Source organism: Enterobacter sp. S-33 (assembly GCF_028735835.1).
Lineage (GTDB): Bacteria > Pseudomonadota > Gammaproteobacteria > Enterobacterales > Enterobacteriaceae > Enterobacter > Enterobacter vonholyi.
The window spans coordinates 1,629,593-1,645,672 of record NZ_CP117838.1; the positions used below are offsets into that span (position 1 = coordinate 1,629,593).

Sequence of the window (16,080 nt, forward strand, 5' to 3'; positions counted from 1 at the left end):
GGCCTCAGAACTTTTGATATTCAAAATGCAGCTGCATACTCATGCTGTCATCGACAGAGGTCCACGCGACGACGGTAATCGCCAGCAGGAGATAAAGGAAAAAAAGACGGATCGCAATTTTCATCATTTAAAACTCTGTGCAATAAAGCGAATCATAGGAACCCAGGCCAGTTCGGAAGGGTGCAAACGATCCCAGTTCCAGCCATTCTGATAAGGCATGGCGTACATATCTAAATAGGGGATCTGGTTCTTTTCCAGAATGGTTTTAATTTGCTTATCAACCGGGCGGAAGGTATCGGTGTTGTAAAGCGCCCAGGGGTTAACCGGGTCGACGATAGCAATCACCTGCACGTGATGTTCTTTCAGCAGCTGGACGGTTTTACTGAAAGCGGCGATTTGCGCAGGCACGACCGGCGTGTCGTCCCACTGTTGCCGCGTACCGTCCTCTTCGTAAATCGTTTTGTCCATCCACAGGGTGGCCGCGCTCTGCTGGCGTTTTTTATTTAACTCGCGGGCATTCGCCAGCTCTTTATCCCAGTCAGGGATAATGTGGGTGGCTGGCTGCGGCGGCCAGGTCTGAACCGTCTGGGGCCTAATGTTGAGCAGCGACAGCCAGTCGTTTTTTATCATGGTACAGACATTCGCAAACTGGAAGCTCAGCTCGTCCCAGATCAGATCGGGATGCCAGCCAAAGACGCGCATTTGGCCAAAGGTTAAATGGCTTATTTCTTTACTATCAATATGCTTTAAATAATTAACCAGCAGCGGGCGCGCCTGCGGATCCTTCATCAGTGGATTAAAAATAGAGCCGGGGAAATTATCGGCATAAATAGCCGGTGGCAGCCCTTTTGAGTAAAAGCTGTCAGGCGCCAGCAGCAAAACAACTTTACTGTTTGCGTTAAGGCTATTTTTAAAGCGTGAGAATAGTAAAAATTGCGTTTCATCATCGACAAACGCATCGCCATACGCCACGACAGGTTTGTGTAATTGCTTATTAAAGTAATTATATACAGCGTAATGTTCATCTTCTGAGGTGGCAACCTCAGACGCGCCAATGAAGAAAATAGCATTCCCTTCTAAGGCATGAGAAATAGTGGCAATTTTTTCCGCCTGTTCTTTAGGCGTGCCCGCCATTGATTTAATCAGCGGCTGGAAGGTGAGCGGCGGATCGAAACTCGTCACCAGCGGGTGAACACAGAGAAACAAAATGGCCAGCGTCGCCATCAGGATATGTAAGCAAAGCGAATTTTTGATTTTCATCATCAACCAGTAACACTGCATGGCAGTAATTTCTAAATCTGTGGCTACTCAGATTTATAACAATTACACAACAAATGACCGTTTATTTTTGTGGCATTCTATACCAGAGCGTTTTAAAACGATGAGCGTTGCTATGTTACGGTATGTACAAGGTCGCGGAGAGTGATGTGAAGTCAGCGTTTGGGTGACTTTTTGCGCAGTCAAACGCCTGTGGGGAAAAATAGAAAAATTCCTGCTTTACAAGGCGCTAATAGATGTTTATAGTGCGCCTCACTTTGGAAGCGTGGCCGAGCGGTTGAAGGCACCGGTCTTGAAAACCGGCGACCCGAAAGGGTTCTAGAGTTCGAATCTCTACGCTTCCGCCAAATTCGAAAACCCTGCGATAGCAATATCGCAGGGTTTTTTCGTTTTACAGCCCAATCACCAGCTCCCCGGAATGGCTTCGCGAACAGCACAGCGCCACCTGCTGGTTCGTCGCGCTTTTTTCCGCCTCCGACTGCACGCTATCCCGGTGATCCACCACGCCGTCAATCACCGGCGTCAGGCACGCGCCGCAGATCCCCATTTCGCATGACAGCGGAATGTCCACCCCGTTTTCCTGTAATACCTGGGCGATGGTCTTATCCGCAGGCACCGGCCAGCGCTCACCCGTGGAGGCCAGTTTGACCGTGAAGATCTCCCCGGTTTCACCGCCTGCGGCGGGCGCAACGGGTTGAAACGCCTCGCTGTGAAGGTGGGCGTAATCCCACCCTTTTGCCGTCGCGACCTCACGCACTTTTTCCATAAACCCTGCCGGTCCGCATATCCAGGCGTGAAGCCCCGCCTCGGGCGCGGGGAGATGCTCTGCCAGCGTTGTGCGCGGGCTGGCGGTATGAATGAGGCACTCATCGAACCGGGAGAGTTCACGCGTAAACGCCGCGCTTTCGCGGTTTCTGACGTAATAGTGCAGCGTAAACGGCGTTCCGGTCGCCTTCAGCTGCAGGGCCATCGCGTACAGCGGCGTAATGCCAATGCCCGCCGCCAGCAGCAAAACCCGCTCAGCCTGCTGAAGCGGAAACAGGTTGCGCGGGGCCGATATCATCAGCTTCTGCCCGGGACGCAGCGTCTCGTGAACGTAGCGCGACCCGCCGCGCGAGGCGGTTTCACGCCCCACGCAAATAAGATAGCTCTCGTCCCCACATGCTCCGGTCAGTGAATACTGGCGCACCACGCCGCAGGGCAGGTGGACATCAACGTGCGCGCCGGCCTGCCACGCCGGCAGCGCTTCGCCGTTTTCAGCCACCAGCCTGACGGCGAGGCTCTTGTCGCCCTCACGCCACAGCCCGTCAACAATTACGCTCAGCATATCGGCCTCCGTCATACCAGGAAAAATTCGCCAAAGCCCATCTTCTTCAGCCCCCGACGGTAGGCAATTGAGCTTTTATCTGCGGGAATATGGGCTTCCAGCGTCAGATCCAGCGGCAGGCTTTCCGGGCGCTGGGTTTCGACCATCAGGCGATCCTCTTCAAAAATGCGCAGGTTAAAGGCATGCACATCCTCCACCGGAATATGCAGGTCAAAGTTGCGGGCGATAGGGGCGAACATGCGGGTCACGCGCGACGACACGGGCGACGCGGCGTTCATGATCACCAGCCGCGATTCACCCGGAAAATGAATCGTCAGGGTAGCGGTAAACGGCAGGTGCATTTCAAAATGGCGCAGCCACTGGAACCCTTCTGGTGCCTGCACGTCCGAACTGGCGGGATAGTTGCTCACGGAGCTCCAGTAATCCGCCACGAAGCCGAACGGCGTCTCCTGCGGCTGATAGGCAGGTACAAGCTGATTATTGGGGTCGGCAAAGGTTTCGGTGTGGATCCACGCAAAGTGCGCCACGTCCAGAAAACCCTCTACCTGACGTCCGGCAAAGCCGTTTACCTCAAACGCCGGGCAGTTAATCTGCTGAAATCCGTCGTCATCCCAGTGCGGCATGGCGGGCAGCGGCGCGGGGTTATCCGGATCAAAGGCCAGGCAGGTCCAGATCAGCCCGTACCGCTCTTCCACGGCGTAGTTAATCAGGTTCAGCTTCGCCGGAACGGGCTGGTCGGGGCTGGACGGAATACGGTTGCAGCGCCCGTCCTCCCCAAAGCGTAAACCATGATAGGGGCAGATAATCCCGTGCTCATCGTGAAAGCCGAGCGTCAGCGGCACGCCGCGGTGCGGGCAAACGTCACGGGCGACCACAACCTGGTCGTTTATCCGGTAAATCACCAGCTGTTCATCCAGCAGCGTCGCTTTGACCGGCGCCGGACCGACGTCGCAGGCGCGCGCAACCGGATGCCAGCATTTCGCCAGACGCAGCCAGTCCTCTGGCTCAAACGTACAGTGGGCGGGTGGAGTCGGTTCTCTTTTCATCATTATCCCTCTTACGTTCAGCCTAACGGGCCGCCCTGAATGGTCTCGCACAGACCGTTGATGATGCGCTCTCCGGTCTCTTCGCTAAGCTCCTGATACCAGGCCTGCGTCAGCGCCATGTCTTTCCCGTGGGTGACGTCGCAGCGCTTACGCGCCTTCAGGACCAGGTCGCGCACCCGGTCGCAGCGCAGCGCCTCGTACTGCCGCAGCGCTAGCGTAATATTATGGTTTTCACGCAGGCATTCCCCCAGCACTACGGCATCTTCCATCGCCGCGCAGCCGCCCTGGCCGATATCCGGCGTGGTGCTGTGCGCGGCATCGCCGAGCAGCGCGACGTTGCCGCGCACCAGGCTGTCGAACGGCTCGATATCGTGGATTTCGATGCGGTTGGTCGTTTCAGGATCCAGCGCCGCGATAAGCTTCTGCACCGGCGGCGCCCAGCCGCGGAAGTAGCCCGTGAGATCGGCGCGCAGGGTGGTGCGATCTTCCGCCAGGCCTGCGGGCAGCGGCACGTCAAAAAAGAAGTAGAAGCGTCCGCCGGAGACGGGCATCAGCGACACGCGTTTGCCTTCGCCAACGAAGGTGGTCCACTGGTGCGCCGGGGCAATCTCTTCGTCAATCTTCACCAGCCCGTTCCAGTTTACGTACCCGGCGTATCGGCGCTCCGGGGTATACCCCAGCACATACGGGCGAACCGCCGAGTGGCTGCCGTCGGCGGCAATCAGAAAATCGCCGGTTGCCGTGGTGCCATCGGTGAAGGTGACGTTCACGCCCGCGTCGTCTTCATGGACGTGTTCCACGCGCTTGCCGAACTGCACCCCGTCGCGCCCCCAGAAGTCCAGCATTTCGCGCTGGAGTTCAGCGCGCGAGACGGGGCAGGGACGCCCGCCGGTACGCTCAACCAGCGGGGCAAGGCTAAAGCGGGTCAGAGTCTCGCCGCGCCGGTAATCCTTGTAGGCCATAAAACGCATCGGCCCGCCCCAGGTCTCGATGATGTCGCCCATGCCGAGGTGCTGCATGCATTTCACGCCGTTAGGCCAGATGGAGATGGCCGCCCCGACGGGCCTGATCTCCTTTACGGCTTCAAACACGGTACAGTCGATGCCCGCTTTCTTCAGCGCCACGGCAGCGCTCAGGCCGCCAATACCCGCGCCAATCACGATTGCTTTCATGCTTCTCTCCTTTTGCAGGGTGTAAAGACATTCAGCAATTTGCGTACCAGGCTGCAGAGTGGCGAAAATGGCGTTGTAAGGGAGACGTTTGCACTGCTAAGGTGCATAAACGCGGTGAGCGTGCCTTTTTATGAATCAAAAATTTCCAGTTGAGATATACGGAATCGACTGTTTCACGCCCGCGTTCAAGGTGGCGTGGTTTGTGCAATAGCCTGGAGAAGGATAATAAAGGAGACACTATGATCGCACTGCACGACTTCAATCAGCTTCCTGAGAAAGATGCTCTTACGCTGCTTCAGCCCTGCGTGGCGATACCCGGCTGGGCCGACGCGCTGGCTCTGGGGCGGCCATACGCCAGCCGGGACGAATTACTCAGTACGGCAAGCGCGCTGACGCAAAACTGGGACGAAGCGGCGCTGGCGCAGGCCCTGAGCGCCCATCCGCGCATCGGGGAAAAGCCCGCGGGTTCAGCGGCGGAGGCGGCGCTGTCGCGTCAGGAGCAGGGCGCTGTGAACGATCGCGATGGCGCCCTTGCCCAGGGGCTGCGCGAGGGGAATGCCCGCTACGAGGCCCGCTTCGGACGCGTGTTTCTGATCCGCGCGAAGGGTCGCAGCGGCGAGGAGATATTGCGGGCCCTGCACGCGCGGCTGGAGAACAGCGACGCGCAGGAAATCCGTGCCGCGCTGGAACAGCTGCGGGAAATTACGCTGCTTCGGCTGGAAGGAGTTATTAGCGAATGAGCACACTCAGCACCCATATTCTCGATATCTCTACGGGCAAGCCCGCAGAGGGCGTAACGGTTCATCTGCAACAGGACGGAAAGACGCTGGCGACGGGCGTGACCAACGCGCAGGGGCGCATCGCCGCGTTCGTTGCCTCTCTGCCCGCGGGCCGCTATCGGCTGGTGGCGGAGATCGGGGCGTGGTTTAGCGATACCGGCCGGGAGACAATCTACCCCTGTGCGCAAATTGATTTTGTGACGGGAGAAACGGCAGACGAGCATTTCCATCTGCCGTTTGTGATTGCCCCCGGCGGGTGGTCAACCTACCGGGGCAGTTGACCACACCCGCTCGCCGTTAACCCAGGTCTCGCTGATGTTGCGCTCGTCTCCGAGGGTCATCAGCACAAAAAGCTGCTCGTAGATATCCTGACAGCGGCGATTGCGCAGGCGCTGCAGCGGCGTCACGTCGGGATCGATGACCACAAAATCCGCCTCTTTGCCGGGTGTGAAGTTGCCAATCTTATCGTCCAGCCGGAGGGCGTGCGCGCCGCCCAGCGTGGCGTGATAAAACGCCTCGCTGGCGCGCAGGCGGTAGCTCTGAAGCTGGCCGACCTTGTAGGCTTCCCCCAGCGTGCGCAGCATGCTGAAGGTCGTGCCCGCCCCAACGTCGGTGCCGATGCCCATCCGCACCCTGTGCTGCCAGCAGGCGGGCAGGCGAAACAGCCCGCTGCCGAGAAACAGGTTAGAGGTAGGGCAAAACGCCACCGCCGAGCCGGTGTCATGCAGGCACTGCCACTCGCTGTGGTGCAGATGGATCGCGTGGGCAAACACGCTGCGCTCGCCGGTCAGGCCGTAGTGGTGATACACGTCGAGATAGCGCTCATGCTCCGGCCAGAGGTCGCTTACCCAGGCCACTTCGTTGGGGTTTTCGCTCAGGTGGGTCTGCAGCCAGGTGTCCGGGAACTCCTCTCTGAGCAGGCTGACCGCCGCAAGCAGCTCGGGGGATGACGTCGGGGCAAAGCGCGGCGTAATGGCATAGCCCAGCCGTCCCCGGTGGTGCCAGCGCTGGATTAGCGCCCGCGTCTGCCGGTAGCTCTGCTTCGCGTCTTCGCTCAGGTAGTCCGGCGCGTGTCTGTCCATCATCACTTTTCCGGCGATAAGGCGCATGTTCAGGCGCAGGGCCTCGGTAAACAGCGCCTCGACCGATTCCGGATGCAGCGTGCAAAACACCAGCGCGGTGGTGGTGCCGTTGCTAACCAGTTGCTGTATGAAAAATTCGGCGATCTCTTTCGCGTAGGCCTCATCGGCAAACTGGCTTTCCACCGGGAAGGTGTAGGTGGTCAGCCACTCCAGCAGCTGTTCGCCAAAGGCGCCGATCATCTCCGTTTGCGGGTAATGGACGTGGGTGTCGACAAAACCGGGCAGCAGCAGCCTGCCGCGCAGGTCGGTATAGCCCTTGTGGGGGTCAAGATACTGCTCGCCCTCCTGCCACGGCATCTGCGCCAGAATTTTCCCGCTCTGTATAAACAGCAGCCCGTCCTCAAGGTAGCGCGCGTGTTGAGCAATGGCGTCTGCGCTGTCGCAGACCCGGGCAATATCAAAAAATGCACCGCGTATCGCAGTCTGGTATTCCATCATGGTTCCTGCCTTCGTGTTTGCGTAGCGGGGGTGAGAGGGCTCAGCAAGAACGGTGCCAGAATGAAAGGGCCGCAGATACGCTGCGGCCGGAGGACGAGGGTTACTCTTTTTGCGTTGCCACGCGGGAGCTGAACGACGTCGCGCCCGCCGTCTCACGATCTTCCCGCGCCAGCCAGCGGTAGGTCACGCCGCCGAGGAAGACGCCGATAAACCAGCTGAAGTTCGCCACCTCATGCAGGGCCGGGATAAAGCTAATCACCAGGCCCACGGCAACGGACGGGATCAGCGCGCCAATAGCTTTCGGGTTAAAGCCGTTGCGGTACCAGTATTTGCCCTTTGGCGTGTCGTCGAACAGATCGTCAACCGACACCTTGCCGCGCTTAATCAGGTAGAAGTCAGCAATCAGAATGCCGAACAGCGGGCCGATGAACGCCCCGAGCACGTCCAGGGTGTAGTGGATAAGCTCCGGCGAGTTGAACAGGTTCCACGGGGTGAGCAGGATCGAGCCGACGGCGGCAATCATGCCCCCTGTGCGGAAGCTGATTTTCTGCGGCGAGCAGTTAGAGAAATCAAACGCCGGGGAGACGAAGTTTGCCACGATGTTGATCCCGATGGTGGCGGTGATCATCGTCAGCAGGCCAATCGCCACGGCCAGATCGTTGCCCACGCGGCTGACGGTTTCGATCGGGTCGGTGATCATGCGGCCAAACAGCGACTGGGTGCCGGACACAATCACCACCGTGACGATGGAGAACAGCAGGAAGTTAAACGGCAGGCCCCAGCGGTTGCCGCGGCGGATCTCGCCCATGCTTTTTCCGTAGCGGGAGAAGTCGCCAAAGTTGAGCAGCGGGCCGGAGAAGTAAGATACCACCAGCGCGGTCGCGGTGATCATCTGCCAGGTCTGCTCGCCCGCGCTCAGGGATTTGCTGGCGAGGGTAAAGGAGATCCCGTCAAAACCGGTCTTGTATACAATCCAGCCTGCGAGGGCAAGCATCACCACGTAGACCGCCGGACCGGCGATATCAATAAAGCGCTTGATGGCGCTCATGCCGTGCCAGAAGACCATCGCCTGCAGGACCCACATAATAGCGAAGCAGATCCAGCCCAGATGAGACAGGCCCAGGAACGCGCCGGCGGTGAGCGAAGAGAGCGATGGCCAGAACTTCAGCGCCACCAGCATCAGGGCGTTGGCGGCAAGATAGGTCTGGATGCCGTACCACGCGAAGGCAATCAGCCCGCGGATCACCGCCGGAATATTGGCTCCGAAGACGCCGAACGCCTGACGGCTGATCACCGCATAGGGCACGCCAGCCATCTGGCTTGGTTTGGCCACCAGGTTGGCGCACAGCTGCACGATGCAAATCCCCACCAGCAGGCAGAGCAGCACCTGCCAGCTTGCCAGCCCGAGCGTAAAGAAGCTCGCGGCGACAACATAACCCCCCATGCTGTGAACGTCCGACATCCAGAACGAAAAGATGTTGTACCAGCTCCAGTTCTGGTCACGCGTCGGTGCCAGATCCTCATTGCAAAGACGTGGGCTGTAAACCGCACCGGAATCAGCGGCCGTACCTTGCTGTGCGTTTTGACTGTTTGGCATGAAACCTGCTCCTGTGAATGAAAACCCGTTAAGCGGGAGTGCAAACGGTGTTGCAGGATCCAGGCCAAAATAATAAATCTTGTATGCAATATTTTATTTTTATGTATACGATTCGATAACGAAGAGTAAAAGACGGAGTGGTGAATGAACAACATAAACGCCCTGCAGACCGCGCCAGACCTGCATGACAAAGACGAATCGATCTTTCAGGCGCTGATGACCGCGATTGTCGAACATCAGCTGCTGCCGGGGAGCAAATTGCCAGAAGAGGCGCTGGCCGAGGTGTTTGGCGTAAGCCGCACGGGCATCCGCAAGGTGCTTCAACGACTCGCCGCTGTGCAAATGGTCACCCTGACGCCCAAGCGTGGTGCACACGTCGCCAGCCCGACGGTGGAAGAGGCGCGACACATCTTTCGCACCCGCGCCCTGCTGGAGGTCGCTAACCTTCCGGACGTGCTGGCGCACTGCCAGCCGCCGCACCTTGCCGCGCTGGAGACCATTATTCGCCAGGAGCAGCAGGCGCACGAGGCCTATGACGGCCCGGCGGCGATTCGCCACTCCGCCAATTTCCACATTCAGCTGCAGGCCATCTCCGGCAACCAGGTGCTCACTGAGATGGTGACCAGCCTGAGCCAGCGTTCTTCGCTGGTGATTGCCACCTGGGGCGCGCCGTGGCGTCAGGGCTGCCGCTGCAACGATCACGAACAGCTTGTGGATCTGCTGCGCCAGAAGGCGCTTGAGCCATTAAGCGATGCCCTCACGCACCATTTTGAACATATCGTCGCCAGCCTCTGCTTCGAGCGGGCGGGCGAGTGCCTGCCTGATTTTGCCCGGCTGTTTGCCGGCCACAAGGAGTCGTAATGTCTGTCTGTATACAAGTGATCAACCCCAACACCAGCCTCGCCATGACGGAAACCATCGGCGCGGCGGCGCGCGCGGTGGCGGCGCCGGGGACGGAGATCCTCGCGGTCTGCCCGAGCGCGGGCGTGCCGTCTATAGAAGGCCACTTTGATGAGGCCATCGCCGCCGTCGGTGTCCTGGAACAGATCAAAAAAGGCAGGGAACAGGGCGTGTCGGGTCACGTGATTGCCTGCTTTGGCGATCCGGGCCTGCTGGCGGCGCGCGAGCTGGCCCAGGGGCCGGTTATCGGCATTGCCGAAGCCGCGATGCACATGGCGACGCTGGTGGCGACGCGTTTTTCGGTGGTTACCACGCTGCCGCGCACGCTGATTATTGCCCGTCATCTGTTGCACCAGTATGGCTTTCAGGACCATTGCGCGGCGCTGCACGCCATCGACCTTCCGGTGCTCGCGCTGGAGGATGGCAGCGGTCTGGCGCAGGAAAAAGTGCGCGCGCGTTGTATACAGGCGCTGAAAGAGGATGGCTGTGGCGCCATCGTGCTGGGCTGCGGCGGCATGGCGACGCTGGCGCAGGAGCTGACCCGCGAGCTGCGCGTGCCGGTGATCGACGGCGTCAGCGCGGCGGTGAAGATGGTGGAATCGCTGGTGGCGCTGGGGCTGTCGACCAGCAAGCACGGGGATCTGGCATTCCCGGAGAACAAACCGTTAAGCGGGCATTTTCAGGCATTGAATCCATTTTAATTTTTGGGGGTGGCAATGGGGCTTTTTGAACAGGATTATCCGCGGGATTTGCGCGGCTACGCGGGCAACCCGCCGCACGCGCGGTGGCCTAATCAGGCGCGCATCGCCGTGCAGTTTGTGCTCAACTATGAGGAAGGGGCGGAAAACCACGTTCTGCACGGCGATGCCGGATCCGAGCAGTTCCTGTCGGACATTATCGGCGCGGCCAGCTACCCGGATAAACACATGTCGATGGACTCCCTCTACGAATACGGCAGCCGCGCCGGGTTCTGGAGGATCCACAATGAATTTCAAAAGCGCGGCCTGCCGCTAACGGTCTTTGGCGTGGCGATGGCGCTGGCGCGTCACCCGGAGATCGTTGAGGCGATCAAAGCCGCGGATTACGACGTGGTCAGCCACGGCTGGCGCTGGATCCACTATCAAAACATGGACATCAGCCAGGAGCGCGAACACCTGCATAAGGCGGTGCACGTTCTGACCGACCTGTTCGGCAAGCCGCCAACGGGCTGGTACACCGGGCGCGACAGCCCCAACACGCGCCAGCTGGTGGTGGAGCACGGCGGTTTTGACTACGACAGCGACTACTACGGCGACGATTTGCCCTTCTGGACGGAAGTGGCCTGCAGCGACGGCACCCGCAAGCCGCACCTGATTGTGCCGTATACGCTGGATGCGAACGACATGCGCTTCGCGACCGCGCAGGGGTTTAACACGGCCGAGCAGTTCTATACCTACCTGAAGGACAGTTTTGACGTGCTGTACGAAGAGGGAGAAAGCGCGCCGAAGATGATGTCCATCGGCATGCACTGTCGCCTGCTGGGCAGACCGGGGCGTTTTCGCGCGCTGCAGAAGTTCCTGGATTATGTGCAGCAGCACGAGCGGGTATGGGTCTGTACCCGCCAGCAGATTGCCGACCACTGGCGGGAGGTGCATCCGTTTCAGAAATAACTGAGCCGTCTTTAGCCGGGTGGCGGCTGCGCCTTACCCGGCCTACGACTACGACATCAAACTCACCTGCGCCGCCACGATCCGCCACCCGTAGGCAAACCGTACCCACGTCTGCTGCTGGCGGCCAATGCGTTCCGTCCCCGCGCGGGTAAACTCGGTGCTGCACACGGCATAATCCTCCCCAAAGGTGGTAATCACTGTGTGGCGCAGCGTCCGCTGCAATCCGGCGGACGGGCGCGCCGCCCGAAAGGCGCGGATTTCATCAATCCCGTACAGGTTTTCACCCGCTCCGAGACGCACCGTGCTTTTGTCGTGCCAGAACAGCTCGTCCAGCACCGCAACGTTGTTGCTCACCAGCGCGTCCTCATAGCGGTAAAACGCAGCGGTCACCTCGGCAACCACCCACGGGAGGTTAATGTCATCGTGATTCATCATGCTGCTATCTCCGCCGGGCGGGCATCGGTGATACCGTTCTCTTCCAGAACCCGCGCGACGCGCAGGCAGGCCTGCTCGTTAAACGGCGCGGCAATCAGCTGCAGGCCGATGGGCGCACCCTGCGCGGTGCGCAGGGGAACGGTGGTCACGGGCAGGCCCAAAAACGAAATTGGCTGGGTCAGCATCCCCATGCTGGCGCGAATGGGCAGCGGCTGGCCGTTAATCTCCATGGTCTGCTCACCCGCCAGCGTGGCGCTGCGCGGAGTGGCCGGGGCGATCAGCACGTCGGCCTGCGCGAACAGGGTTTTGAACGCCTGCCGGGCGTGAGCGCGAAACCGCTGGGCCTGAATATACCAGGCTGAGGGGATCATCGCCCCGGCGAGCAGCCGTTCGCGAGAGTGCGGCTCAAAACGCGCCGGTTCATGGCGAAGCGCGGGCAGGTATTGATTTCCCCCTTCGGAGGCGCTGATGATAAACGCCGCCGAACGCGCCAGCTCGGCGTCAGGGAACTGCAGCTCATCCTGCACGCCGAGCGCTTTCGCTACCCGCGCCACGGCGGCTCTGGCGTCCGTGTCACACCAGGTGGTGAAATAGCCGCCGAGCACCGCGCAGCGCAGGCCATCAAGCCCGCGATCGAGCAGGGGGCGCGTCTGTTCCCGGGAGCACTCGGCCTGAAAACCGTCGCTGGTATCCCGTCCCTGCAGCGCGTCGTACACGGACGCCAGGTCGCACACGCGGCGCGCAAAGGGCCCGATATGATCCAGGCTCGCGACAAACGGATGGCTGCCGGATCGCGACAGGCGGCCAAAGGTGGGCTTCAGGCCATAGATACCGCACAGGGAGGCCGGAACGCGAATCGAGCCGTTGGTGTCGGTGCCGAGCGAAAAGTGCACCAGCCCGGCGGCCACCGCGGCGGCTGAACCGCCGGACGACCCGCCCGCAATGCGCGTCAGGTCGTGCGGGTTACGCGTCGTGCCGTAGTGACTGTTCTCGGTGGTAAAGCCGTAGGCGTAGGCGTCCATATTGACCATCCCGGTCAGCAGCCCGCCCGCGCTGCGCAGCTGGCGCACCGCAAAACTGTCAGCGGCGGCGGCAGGGCGCTGGCTGAACAATTCGGCTCCTGCGAGGGTGGTGTGATCGGCAACGTCGAACAGATTTTTTACCGCGTAGGGCACGCCCGCCAGCGGCGGCAGGGGGCGCTTTTCCCGTCGCAGGGTATCGATATTGTCGGCCTCGGCGAGCATGCGTGCTTCCGTCACTGCGGTCCAGGCGCCGATCTGCGGGTTAACGCGCGCAATCCCCTCCAGCGTCTGTCGGGCGATCTCGCGAGCGCTCAGCTCCCCAGCGCTCAGCGCCTGCTGAATAGCGCTGATACTCATCTCGTGTAGCGTCATGCTTTATATACTCCTGCGATCTCAAGACGGTCGTCGAGCGGCAGCGCCATCAGCGGGGCGGCCATGGTGGCTATGCGGCTGAACTGCAGCTGCAGCTCGGCGCGGCGGGCGTCATCCAGCGTCACGCCGAGTACAGTTTCCATTTGCGCCAGGTATGCCTGCCAGTCGGGTTGGTGTGTCGTCATTTTTTTTCTCCTCAGAATCCGGCGGCCGCGCCGTTGCTGCGCGGGTCAAATGCCCCTTCGAACAGCCCGTTGGGGTGGCGGACAATCGCGCCCGCGTGGCCCATGGCTTCACTAAAGTCAGGGAAAAGCTCCACCTCGTGACCGAGTGCCCGCAGGCGCACGACCGTCTCGGGTGAAAAACGTCCTTCAAGCTTTAAGGTGTCCGAGGTTTGTCCCCAGGTGCGCCCCAGCAGCCAGCGCGGGCGGGAAATGCTCTCCTGTAAAGGCACGCCCTGAATCGCGTAGCGGGTAAAGATCGCGGCCTGGGTTTGCGGCTGTCCGTCGCCGCCCATCGATCCGTAGACCATCACGCGACCGTCCTTCAGACGCGCCGCCGCCGGGTTCAGGGTGTGGAACGGCTGTTTGCCCGGCGCGAGGGCCAGAAGATGGGCGGGATCGAGGCTGAATGATGCCCCTCGGTTCTGCCAGACGATGCCGGTATCGGGCAGCACCACGCCGCTGCCGAACTCGTGATAAATGCTCTGGATAAACGACACGGCAAGCCCGCTGCTGTCCATCACTCCCATCCACACCGTATCGCCGGGGCCTTTTCCGGTTCCCCACGGTGCGGCACGGCCGTCGTCAACCCTGTTGGCAAGCGCCTGCAGAGCGGGGGGATCCAGCAGATCCTGAATATCGGTTTTCAGCTCGCGCGGGTCGGTGATGTGGGCATCACGCAGGCCAAAGGCCAGCTTGGTGGCTTCAACGATGCGGTGAAGGGTTTCGGCGTCTTCGGCCTCCGCCATGTTCAGGCGGTCGGTGATGCCGAGTATCGCCAGCGAGACCAGCCCCTGCGTCGGCGGGGCGTGGTTAAAGATCTCCCCCTGCTGATGCTGCAGCGTCAGCGGCGCGGTGCGTCGGGCTGCGTGGGCGTGTAAATCGGCCAGCGTAACGGGCAGGCCCAGCGTCTCCATGCCGTGCGCCAGCACGTCCGCCAGCGGGCCGCGATAAAAACTGTCCAGACCGTCTTCCGCCAGGCGCCTCAGGGTTGTAGCCATGGCGGGCTGATAAAAGCGGCTCCCGGCCTGCGGCGGCTTGCCGTCGACCAGCCAGGTTTCCGCGAAGCCCGGAACATCCTTCAGCTCGTCGAACTTGCTGGCAGTGGCGTGAGCCTGAGAGGCCGTGACCGGCGTGCCGTTCTGCGCGTAGTCAATGGCGTCGGCCAGCAGGCGGGCCAGCGGCAGCGACTTGCCGGTCATCTCACGGGAAACCTTCAGCGCCTCGTCCCAGCCGCTGACCGTGCCGGCGACGGTTAGCGCCGCCTGCGGTCCGCGATGGGGGATCTGCTTGAGCCCATCGTAGGCGGCCAGCGTCGCGTGCGATCCTGCCGCGCCGCTGGCGTCAATGGCGATGGGGTCGCCTTCCGGCGGTACGATAAGCCAGAAGCCATCGCCGCCCAGCCCGTTCATATGCGGGTAGACCACGGCGATGGTGGCCGCCGCCGCGACCATCGCTTCTATCGCGCTGCCGCCTTCGCGTAGCACCGCCAGCGCGCTCTGGCTGGCGAGGTGGTGGGGCGCAACCGCCATACCGTGTGTGGAGACATTACTTTGCATGAAGAGTCCTCGTAACCCTGAAAGTCACAAGGCGCTGCAAAAGCTGTTCCAGTTCTGAAAGAAAAGTTTCAGTAAACTGGCACGTATAATGAAAGGTAGAATGAAAACCAAAATGTGATGAAACAAAAGTTACAGAGGCGCTATGGAACAACTGGATGAACGTCTGAAAGCACAATACCCGTCGCTGTCGCCGCAGGAGCAGCGGGTGGCGGACTTTATTTTTGATCATTTTGACGATCTCATTAGCTACAACAGCGCCGAGCTGGCGCAGCTGAGCGGGGTATCGAAAGCCACGGTGAGCCGTCTGTTTAAGCGTCTGGGCTATGAGAAATATAAAGACATGCGCGAAGAGCTGCGCACCCTGCGCCAGAGCGGGATGCCGCTCACCGATAATCGCGACGCGGTGCAGGGCAACACGCTGCTGGCACGCCACTACAAGCAGGAGATGGCGAACCTGACCCAGTGGGTCAATGCCCTCGACGCGCAGCAGTTTGCCGACGCCATGGCCTGCATGGTGAAGGCGCGGCGCATCGTTATTATCGGCATGCGTAACGCCTATCCGGCGGCGCTCCACCTGCGCCAGCAGCTGCTGCAGGCGCGCGGTCAGGTGCTGGTCCTGCCGCAGCCGGGGCAGAGCCTGAGCGAGGAGCTGGTGGACTTAACGCCGGACGATCTGGTGGTCATGATGGCCTTCCGCCGCCGTCCGCGCATTATCCGCCCGCTGATGCAGCAGCTTCAGAGCAGCGGTATTCCGGTGCTGCTGATGTGCGAGCCGCAGGCCCACAGCCTGTTTCCGCTCGCCAGCTGGCAGCTCTGCGCCCCGCTGGACAGCGTCTCGGCCTATGACAGCTATTCCTCGGTTAACAGTCTGATCAACCTGCTGGCGAACGCCTTCCTGCATGAGATCCTCGATAAAGGCCGTCCGCGCATTCACGAGATTGCCTCCCTCTACCAGCAGCTGGACGAGCTGGAACAGCGATAATGGGGCATCAGGCTGGTGCTTTGCATTAAAATGGTGCGTAATGGCGGGGCGAAAATGGAGAGCATTTTCGCCCCGCCCGCGTTTTATCAGGCTTTACAAGAATATTTCCCGCTTCGCCTTATCTGGCACATTAGTTGCAAAATCACATTCAAAGAATCTTT

The 16,080-nt window shown here is 60.6% G+C and carries 16 protein-coding genes, 1 tRNA gene and 1 pseudogene; 7 read left to right on the forward strand and 11 right to left on the reverse strand.

The annotated features are described in order from the left end of the window. Positions 1-4: 4 nt before the first annotated feature. Both PUP35_RS07585 and PUP35_RS07590 read right to left on the reverse strand, forming a co-directional pair. On the reverse strand, positions 5-127 hold the full coding sequence (locus tag PUP35_RS07585; protein WP_256371422.1) for a hypothetical protein: 123 nt from the start codon (positions 125-127) through the stop codon (positions 5-7). After that, on the reverse strand, positions 124-1,260 hold the full coding sequence (locus tag PUP35_RS07590; protein ID WP_115874670.1) for a D-alanyl-lipoteichoic acid biosynthesis protein DltD: 1,137 nt from the start codon (positions 1,258-1,260) through the stop codon (positions 124-126). The genes PUP35_RS07585 and PUP35_RS07590 overlap by 4 nt, the downstream gene beginning before the upstream one ends. 277 nt (positions 1,261-1,537) lie before the next feature. Between PUP35_RS07590 and PUP35_RS07595 the strand changes: the two genes are divergently transcribed. Next, positions 1,538-1,625, forward strand: a tRNA-Ser gene (locus PUP35_RS07595). 44 nt (positions 1,626-1,669) lie between these two features. Here the strand turns inward: PUP35_RS07595 and PUP35_RS07600 are convergent. Genes PUP35_RS07600 through hpxO form a run of 3 tightly spaced genes read right to left on the reverse strand, consistent with a single transcriptional unit; the run spans position 1,670 to position 4,823 of the window. Beyond that, positions 1,670-2,605, reverse strand: coding sequence for a PDR/VanB family oxidoreductase (locus PUP35_RS07600; RefSeq protein ID WP_274242499.1), 936 nt, complete (start codon positions 2,603-2,605; stop codon positions 1,670-1,672). A gap of 11 nt (positions 2,606-2,616) precedes the next feature. Next, positions 2,617-3,654 carry a molybdenum cofactor-independent xanthine hydroxylase subunit HpxD gene (hpxD, locus tag PUP35_RS07605; RefSeq protein WP_274242501.1) on the reverse strand — a complete coding sequence of 346 codons (1,038 nt, stop codon included), beginning with the start codon at positions 3,652-3,654 and terminating at the stop codon, positions 2,617-2,619. Between the two features lie 14 nt (positions 3,655-3,668). Beyond that, a complete protein-coding gene (hpxO, locus tag PUP35_RS07610; protein WP_127730317.1) occupies positions 3,669-4,823 on the reverse strand; it encodes an FAD-dependent urate hydroxylase HpxO in 1,155 nt (384 codons plus the stop codon). Between the two features lie 239 nt (positions 4,824-5,062). Between hpxO and uraD the strand changes: the two genes are divergently transcribed. Then, entirely contained in the window at positions 5,063-5,563 is a 501-nt protein-coding gene (gene uraD, locus PUP35_RS07615) for a 2-oxo-4-hydroxy-4-carboxy-5-ureidoimidazoline decarboxylase (protein ID WP_274242503.1), read from the forward strand. Further along, on the forward strand, positions 5,560-5,883 hold the full coding sequence (gene uraH / locus PUP35_RS07620; RefSeq protein WP_115874674.1) for a hydroxyisourate hydrolase: 324 nt from the start codon (positions 5,560-5,562) through the stop codon (positions 5,881-5,883). The genes uraD and uraH overlap by 4 nt, the downstream gene beginning before the upstream one ends. On the opposite strand, the gene guaD is transcribed toward uraH, so the two are convergent. Next, entirely contained in the window at positions 5,863-7,182 is a 1,320-nt protein-coding gene (guaD, locus tag PUP35_RS07625; RefSeq protein ID WP_111964518.1) for a guanine deaminase, read from the reverse strand. The two genes, uraH and guaD, sit on opposite strands and share 21 nt — an antisense overlap. A gap of 100 nt (positions 7,183-7,282) precedes the next feature. Continuing rightward, positions 7,283-8,779 carry an NCS1 family nucleobase:cation symporter-1 gene (locus PUP35_RS07630; protein WP_111964517.1) on the reverse strand — a complete coding sequence of 499 codons (1,497 nt, stop codon included), beginning with the start codon at positions 8,777-8,779 and terminating at the stop codon, positions 7,283-7,285. Positions 8,780-8,923: 144 nt separating this feature from the next. Here PUP35_RS07630 and PUP35_RS07635 point away from each other — a divergent pair, with 144 nt between their 5' ends. The 3 genes and pseudogenes from PUP35_RS07635 to puuE all read left to right on the forward strand — a co-directional run bounded on the left by PUP35_RS07635 (position 8,924) and on the right by puuE (position 11,328). Then, positions 8,924-9,640: a GntR family transcriptional regulator gene (locus PUP35_RS07635; protein ID WP_274242507.1), complete on the forward strand. Its 717-nt coding sequence runs from the start codon at positions 8,924-8,926 to the stop codon at positions 9,638-9,640. Beyond that, a pseudogene (hpxA, locus tag PUP35_RS07640) lies at positions 9,640-10,472 on the forward strand (allantoin racemase). Before PUP35_RS07635 ends, hpxA begins: the two are co-directional and overlap by 1 nt. Further along, positions 10,429-11,328 carry an allantoinase PuuE gene (puuE, locus tag PUP35_RS07645; RefSeq protein WP_271367686.1) on the forward strand — a complete coding sequence of 300 codons (900 nt, stop codon included), beginning with the start codon at positions 10,429-10,431 and terminating at the stop codon, positions 11,326-11,328. The pseudogene hpxA and the gene puuE overlap by 44 nt, the downstream one beginning before the upstream one ends. A 48-nt stretch (positions 11,329-11,376) precedes the next feature. On the opposite strand, the gene hpxZ is transcribed toward puuE, so the two are convergent. The 4 genes from hpxZ to hpxW are packed head-to-tail and all read right to left on the reverse strand — an operon-like array spanning position 11,377 to position 14,937. Next, entirely contained in the window at positions 11,377-11,763 is a 387-nt protein-coding gene (gene hpxZ / locus PUP35_RS07650; protein WP_149366301.1) for an oxalurate catabolism protein HpxZ, read from the reverse strand. After that, on the reverse strand, positions 11,760-13,157 hold the full coding sequence (locus PUP35_RS07655; RefSeq protein WP_274242510.1) for an AtzE family amidohydrolase: 1,398 nt from the start codon (positions 13,155-13,157) through the stop codon (positions 11,760-11,762). The genes hpxZ and PUP35_RS07655 overlap by 4 nt, the downstream gene beginning before the upstream one ends. Next, on the reverse strand, positions 13,154-13,342 hold the full coding sequence (hpxX, locus tag PUP35_RS07660; RefSeq protein ID WP_045334723.1) for an oxalurate catabolism protein HpxX: 189 nt from the start codon (positions 13,340-13,342) through the stop codon (positions 13,154-13,156). Before hpxX ends, PUP35_RS07655 begins: the two co-directional genes overlap by 4 nt. Positions 13,343-13,353: 11 nt before the next feature. Beyond that, the gene (hpxW, locus tag PUP35_RS07665; protein ID WP_274242514.1) at positions 13,354-14,937 is read right to left on the reverse strand and encodes an oxamate amidohydrolase; all 1,584 of its coding nucleotides are present in this window, start codon (positions 14,935-14,937) and stop codon (positions 13,354-13,356) included. Between the two features lie 142 nt (positions 14,938-15,079). On the opposite strand from hpxW, the gene hpxU reads away from it, so the two are divergent. Next, positions 15,080-15,919: a MurR/RpiR family transcriptional regulator HpxU gene (gene hpxU, locus PUP35_RS07670; protein WP_115874683.1), complete on the forward strand. Its 840-nt coding sequence runs from the start codon at positions 15,080-15,082 to the stop codon at positions 15,917-15,919. The last annotated feature ends 161 nt before the right edge of the window (positions 15,920-16,080 follow it).

Coding starts and splice junctions, on each gene's coding strand:
- PUP35_RS07635 (WP_274242507.1), top strand. CDS start 8,924: ATGAACAACATAAACGCCCTGCAGACCGCGCCAGACCTGCATGACAAA.
- PUP35_RS07590 (WP_115874670.1), bottom strand. CDS start 1,260: ATGAAAATCAAAAATTCGCTTTGCTTACATATCCTGATGGCGACGCTG.
- hpxU (WP_115874683.1), top strand. CDS start 15,080: ATGGAACAACTGGATGAACGTCTGAAAGCACAATACCCGTCGCTGTCG.
- hpxD (WP_274242501.1), bottom strand. CDS start 3,654: ATGATGAAAAGAGAACCGACTCCACCCGCCCACTGTACGTTTGAGCCA.
- PUP35_RS07600 (WP_274242499.1), bottom strand. CDS start 2,605: ATGCTGAGCGTAATTGTTGACGGGCTGTGGCGTGAGGGCGACAAGAGC.
- PUP35_RS07630 (WP_111964517.1), bottom strand. CDS start 8,779: ATGCCAAACAGTCAAAACGCACAGCAAGGTACGGCCGCTGATTCCGGT.
- hpxX (WP_045334723.1), bottom strand. CDS start 13,342: ATGACGACACACCAACCCGACTGGCAGGCATACCTGGCGCAAATGGAA.
- PUP35_RS07585 (WP_256371422.1), bottom strand. CDS start 127: ATGATGAAAATTGCGATCCGTCTTTTTTTCCTTTATCTCCTGCTGGCG.
- hpxZ (WP_149366301.1), bottom strand. CDS start 11,763: ATGATGAATCACGATGACATTAACCTCCCGTGGGTGGTTGCCGAGGTG.
- hpxW (WP_274242514.1), bottom strand. CDS start 14,937: ATGCAAAGTAATGTCTCCACACACGGTATGGCGGTTGCGCCCCACCAC.
- PUP35_RS07655 (WP_274242510.1), bottom strand. CDS start 13,157: ATGACGCTACACGAGATGAGTATCAGCGCTATTCAGCAGGCGCTGAGC.
- uraH (WP_115874674.1), top strand. CDS start 5,560: ATGAGCACACTCAGCACCCATATTCTCGATATCTCTACGGGCAAGCCC.
- guaD (WP_111964518.1), bottom strand. CDS start 7,182: ATGATGGAATACCAGACTGCGATACGCGGTGCATTTTTTGATATTGCC.
- hpxO (WP_127730317.1), bottom strand. CDS start 4,823: ATGAAAGCAATCGTGATTGGCGCGGGTATTGGCGGCCTGAGCGCTGCC.
- uraD (WP_274242503.1), top strand. CDS start 5,063: ATGATCGCACTGCACGACTTCAATCAGCTTCCTGAGAAAGATGCTCTT.